This window comes from Stenotrophomonas sp. STEN240, from assembly GCF_056756175.1.
This window is the reverse complement of record NZ_JBRRBO010000085.1, coordinates 1-4729: the sequence shown is the minus strand read 5'-3', so window position 1 is coordinate 4729 and position 4729 is coordinate 1. Positions and strand designations below refer to the sequence as shown.

Below are 4729 nucleotides of genomic sequence, written 5' to 3'. Positions count from 1 at the left end.
CTTTTGTAGGAGCGGCGTAAGCCGCGAAGCCGACAGCAGTTGGATTGCAGTGTTCAACATGACCCTTGGCAACCAAGCTCGGCAGAGGCAGGCGTGCAATTGGAATCTCCACCAGCTGGATTTCCATCAGCTTCGCGGCTTATGCCGCTCCCACATCCACCGACGGAGCTGGCTCCTGCCACTTTGTGGGAGCGGCGTTAGCCGCGAAGCTGGTGGCAATTGGATTGCAGCGTTCAACATGACCGGTCGAAACCAAGCTCGGCAGAGGCATGCGTGCAATTGGAATCTTTGCCTACTGGATTTCCATCAGCTTCGCGGCTTACGCCGCTCCTACAAAAGCACCTGCAAGAGCAGCTGCAAGGCAGCTACCAGCGCGACTGCTAGATTGCGATCAGCTCGATGCAGTCGACCGGGCAGGGCGGGATGCACAGCTCGCAGCCGGTGCACAGGTCGGCCAATACGGTGTGCATGTATTTGGCACCGCCGACGATGGCGTCGACCGGGCAGGCCTGGATGCACTTGGTGCAGCCGATGCAGTCGGCTTCGACGATCACCGCTACCTGCGCTGGCTTGTGCTCGCCACGGCCGCGGTCGTAGGGAAGGGCGGAAACACCGAGAACATGGGCAAGTGCACGCGCGCCGGCATCGCCTCCGGGCGGGCAGTGATCGACGCCCGCACTACCGGCCGCCATCGCCTCGGCATACGGGCGGCAGCCGTCATAGCCGCACTGCCCGCACTGGGTCTGTGGCAGCAGCCGGTCCAGGCGTTCGACCAGCGCAGCTGTTCCCTCTCCGTTCGGGGGGAGAGGGCGCGCAGTGTCGGATGAGGGATCGGTAATCATTTCGCAGTCCTGCTGTGTGCGCTCAGCCCGAGCCATCTCCTGCAGGGAGTGGGACTCAGGACAGGCATTTGCCGCGATACCAGCGCTCATGCGCCAGTGCCAGCATGGGTTTGTCCTCGGCGCTGTCGCCATAGGCATGAATGCGCTGGAAACTGCCCAGGTCGAACATGTCACGCACCAGTGCAACCTTGTGCCGGCCGCAATCGCGTTGTGCGTAGCGGCCGGTCAGGCGATTGTCCTGCACCTCAAGCCGGTTGCAGATCACCTGCAGGCCAAGCGCATCGCACCATTGCTGCAGATACAGGTCGATCGACGCCGAAACCACGGCGACAGTATGGCCCTGCGCCTTGTGCCACCGAATCTGCTCCAGCATCTCCGGACGCACCATGGCGGGCAGGTGCTCACGCGCGTAGTCACGCGCCATCTGGCTGATTTCACCGGCATGGCGGCCAGTGAAGACCTGGGAAGTGACGCGGCGACGGATGCGCTCGGCCGAGATCAGCTTCAGCCGGTAGGCCAGCAACCACGGCCCCACCCGCCACCAGCCCTGCGCGCGCTGCTCCGGCGTGGCCACACGACGCAGAAACCGGCTGTAGGTGTCACAGACGGTGATGGTGTGGTCGAAGTCGAAGAGCGCTAGTTGCATGGGTGCCGGGAAGGGAAAGTGGGGAATCGGGAATCTTTAGGGCCGTGATTCCCGACATCGCTACGGCGTTCGTTGGTTTACAGAGGGCCGGAGGAAATACGGAAGTCGTGAAGCCATGCTCCTGCTTCTACGACTCCCGATTCCCGATTCCCTGCTTCAGCGAACCGGCATGCCCGGCAATGCACCGCCATCGGCATCCAGCAGCGCCAACGCGCCACCGTCGAAACCGGCCGACAGGATCATGCCTTCGCTCAGGCCGAAGCGCATCTTGCGCGGGGCCAGGTTGGCGATGAACACCACGTTGCGGCCGACCAGCGCTTCCGGCTCGGCATAGCTGCCACGGATGCCGGAGAAGATCTGCCGCTGGCCCAGGTCGCCGGCATCCAGCAGGAAGCGCAGCAGCTTGTCCGAACCTTCAACGAAACCGCATTCCAGCACCTTGCCGATGCGCAGGTCGAGCTTGGCGAAATCGTCGATGCCGATATACGCGGAAGCTTCACCTTCGGCCTTGGCCTCGGCCTTCACTTCGACCTTGGCGGGCTTTTCGGCCTTGGCTGGCTTGGCGTCGGCAGCGGGCTTGGCGGCGAGGGTGTCCTTGGAGGCGTCGGTCATTGCGTCAATCATCTTCGGGTCGATACGGGTGAACAGCGCCACATAGGCGGCGATGGTGTGGGCGGTGAGCGGCTTGGCGATGTCGTCCCAGCCATTCAACGGGGCATTGAGGAAACCCTCGGCCTGCAGCGCGGTGGCCGGCAGCACCGGCTTGAGCGCGGTGACCAGCACGCGGAACAGGTTCAGGCCCTGCGTGCAGACCGCCTGCAATTCGGCGTCGGCGCCTTCTTGCTTGGCGATGACCCATGGCTTGGTGTCGTCGATGTACTTGTTGGCTTCGTCGGCCAGGGTCATGGTCAGGCGGATGGCGGCAGCCGCGTCGTTGCGCTCATACGCCTCGCGAACCGGTGCCAGTGCAGCGACAAAGCGGTCGTACTGGGCCTGGTCCGGCAGGGCATCGGCCAGCTTGCCGTCAAAGCGCTTGGCGATGAAGCCGGCGCAGCGGCTGGCCAGGTTGACGAACTTGCCAACCAGATCGGCATTCACGCGGGCGGTGAAGTCGGTCAGGTTCAAATCCAGATCATCAACGCCGCCGGAGGATTTGGCGGCGAAGTAATAACGCAGCGCTTCCGGTGCCAGGCCGGCATCCAGATAGGTGCGGGCCATGATGAAGGTGCCGCGCGACTTGCTCATCTTGGCGCCGTCCACGGTCAGGTAACCGTTGACGTGCAGCTTGGTCGGGGTGCGCAGGCCGCTGCCCTTCAGCACCGCCGGCCAGAACAGGCCGTGGAAATTGACGATGTCCTTGCCGAGGAAGTGGTGCAGCTCGGTATTGCTGTCGGCGGCGAGCACGGCGTCGAAGTCGTCGCCGGTCTTGGCGCACAGGTTCTTGAAGCTGGACAGGTAGCCGATCGGCGCATCCAGCCACACGTAGAAGTACTTGCCCGGTGCGCCAGGGATCTCGAAGCCGAAGTAGGGCGCATCACGCGAAATGTCCCACGCGCGCAGGCCACCTTCGGCATCCAGCCACTCGGCCAGCTTGGCCTTCACGCCGGGCAGGGCCACATCGCCAGCCAGCCATTCGCGCAGGAATTCCTGGAAGCGGCCGACTTCGAAGAAGTAATGCTCGGAGTCGCGCATTTCCGGCGTGGCACCGGAGACCACCGACTTCGGCTCGATCAGATCGGTCGGGCCATAGGTGGCGCCGCAGACTTCGCAGTTGTCGCCGTACTGGTCGGGCGACTTGCACTTGGGGCAGGTGCCCTTGATATAGCGGTCCGGCAGGAACATGCCCTTGGCCGGGTCGTAGAACTGCGCCACCGAGCGACGGCTGATATGGCCGGCGGCGTCGAGTTTGGCGTACAGCGCCTCGGTCAGCTCGCGGTTGGTGGCCGAGTTGGTCGAGTCGTAATGGTCGAAATCCACGCCGAAGGCAGCGAAATCACGCTCATGGCCGGCCTGGATGTTGGCGATGAAGGTTTCCGGGGTAACCCCGGCCTTCTCCGCGGCCAGCATGATGGGCGTGCCGTGGGTGTCGTCGGCGCAGACGTACCAGACCTTTCCGCCCATCATTCGCCGCGCCCGCACCCAGATGTCGGCTTGGATGTAACCCACCAGGTGGCCGAGGTGCAGCGGGCCGTTGGCGTAGGGCAGAGCGTTGGTGACTAGGGCGTTGCGGGTCATGGCCATCATTTGCAGCGAAGGAACGCTGGATTATCGCATGGCTGAAAAGCGGCAGCCCCGGGGAGGCCGGGGCTGCTTGTTTCTTCTCCCTGCGGGAGAAGGTGCCCCGTAGGGGCGGATGAGGGTGCGGGGCCAAGGCAGGCCATTGAACGGGTAGCGACTTCGTCGCCTTACCCTCACCCCAACCCCTCTCCCGCAGGGAGAGGGGCTTCAAGCAAAGGCTTCAAACGGCTTACTGGTCGCGCAGCCAGGTCTGGGTGCGGCAGATGAAGGCGATGCAGCCGGACACGTCCAGCTTGCGGCCGTTGTCGACCAGGGCCACCTTGGAGCTGTAGGTCTTGCCCTTGGCCGGGTCCAAGATGGTGCCGTTGGCCCACTTGTTGGCGCCGTCCGGACGGACGTTCCAGAGGATGGTCATGCCCTCGATCGGCTTGCCCTTGTTGGCCCCTTCACACTTGTTGCAGAGCGGGTGCGGGCCGTGTTCGGACTGCAGCACCTGCAGCACCTTGCCGCTGAGGGTGCCGTTGGCGGCCTGGCTGATCTCGACGATGGACTTGACCCGGCCGGTTTCGTCATCGATGGTGCGCCAGCGGCCGGCAGCGCTGTCGCTGGCGCTGGCGGAGAAGCCGGCGGCCAGCAGCGGCAGGGCCAGCAACAGGGTCTTGAAAGTGGTGCGCATGTTTCCCCTCCCAGGGTGGGTTTGATCAGCCGCCGACGGCGCTGTTACGGGGCGAATGTAACCGCATTCGGTCCCGTACGGAATCCGCAGTGCAGCAGATTTTCGGTGAACGGGAGAGCGGCCGTAGTGCCGAGCCATGCTCGGCAGGGGGCTTCCCGGTAATGCCCCAAAAGCTGCCCTCACCCCAACCCCTCTCCCGCCGGAGAGGGGCTTGTAGTGCCGAGCCATGCTCGGCAGGGGGCTTTCCCGGCAATGCCCAAGAAGCGGGGGGGCCCCCCCCCCCACCACCCCCCCCACGGGGGGGGGGGGGTGGGAGAAAAGGGGGGG

Annotated in this window: 4 protein-coding genes; all 4 read right to left on the bottom strand. The window is 64.5% G+C overall.

Annotated elements, in window-relative coordinates; all coding sequences use genetic code 11:
• Positions 1–380: 380 nt before the first annotated feature.
• The gene (rnfB, locus tag ACVOKO_RS19325) at positions 381–842 is read right to left on the bottom strand and encodes an Rnf electron transport complex subunit RnfB (protein ID WP_346500991.1); all 462 of its coding nucleotides are present in this window, start codon (positions 840–842) and stop codon (positions 381–383) included.
• A 55-nt stretch (positions 843–897) separates the two neighbouring features.
• Positions 898–1488 (bottom strand): HAD family hydrolase, encoded by a 591-nt coding sequence (locus ACVOKO_RS19320; RefSeq protein ID WP_346500989.1) that lies wholly within the window; start codon positions 1486–1488, stop codon positions 898–900.
• A gap of 156 nt (positions 1489–1644) precedes the next feature.
• Entirely contained in the window at positions 1645–3723 is a 2079-nt protein-coding gene (gene metG, locus ACVOKO_RS19315; RefSeq protein ID WP_346500987.1) for a methionine--tRNA ligase, read from the bottom strand.
• 232 nt (positions 3724–3955) lie between these two features.
• The gene (locus ACVOKO_RS19310) at positions 3956–4402 is read right to left on the bottom strand and encodes a DUF2147 domain-containing protein (RefSeq protein WP_057627123.1); all 447 of its coding nucleotides are present in this window, start codon (positions 4400–4402) and stop codon (positions 3956–3958) included.
• Between the last annotated feature and the right edge of the window lie 327 nt (positions 4403–4729).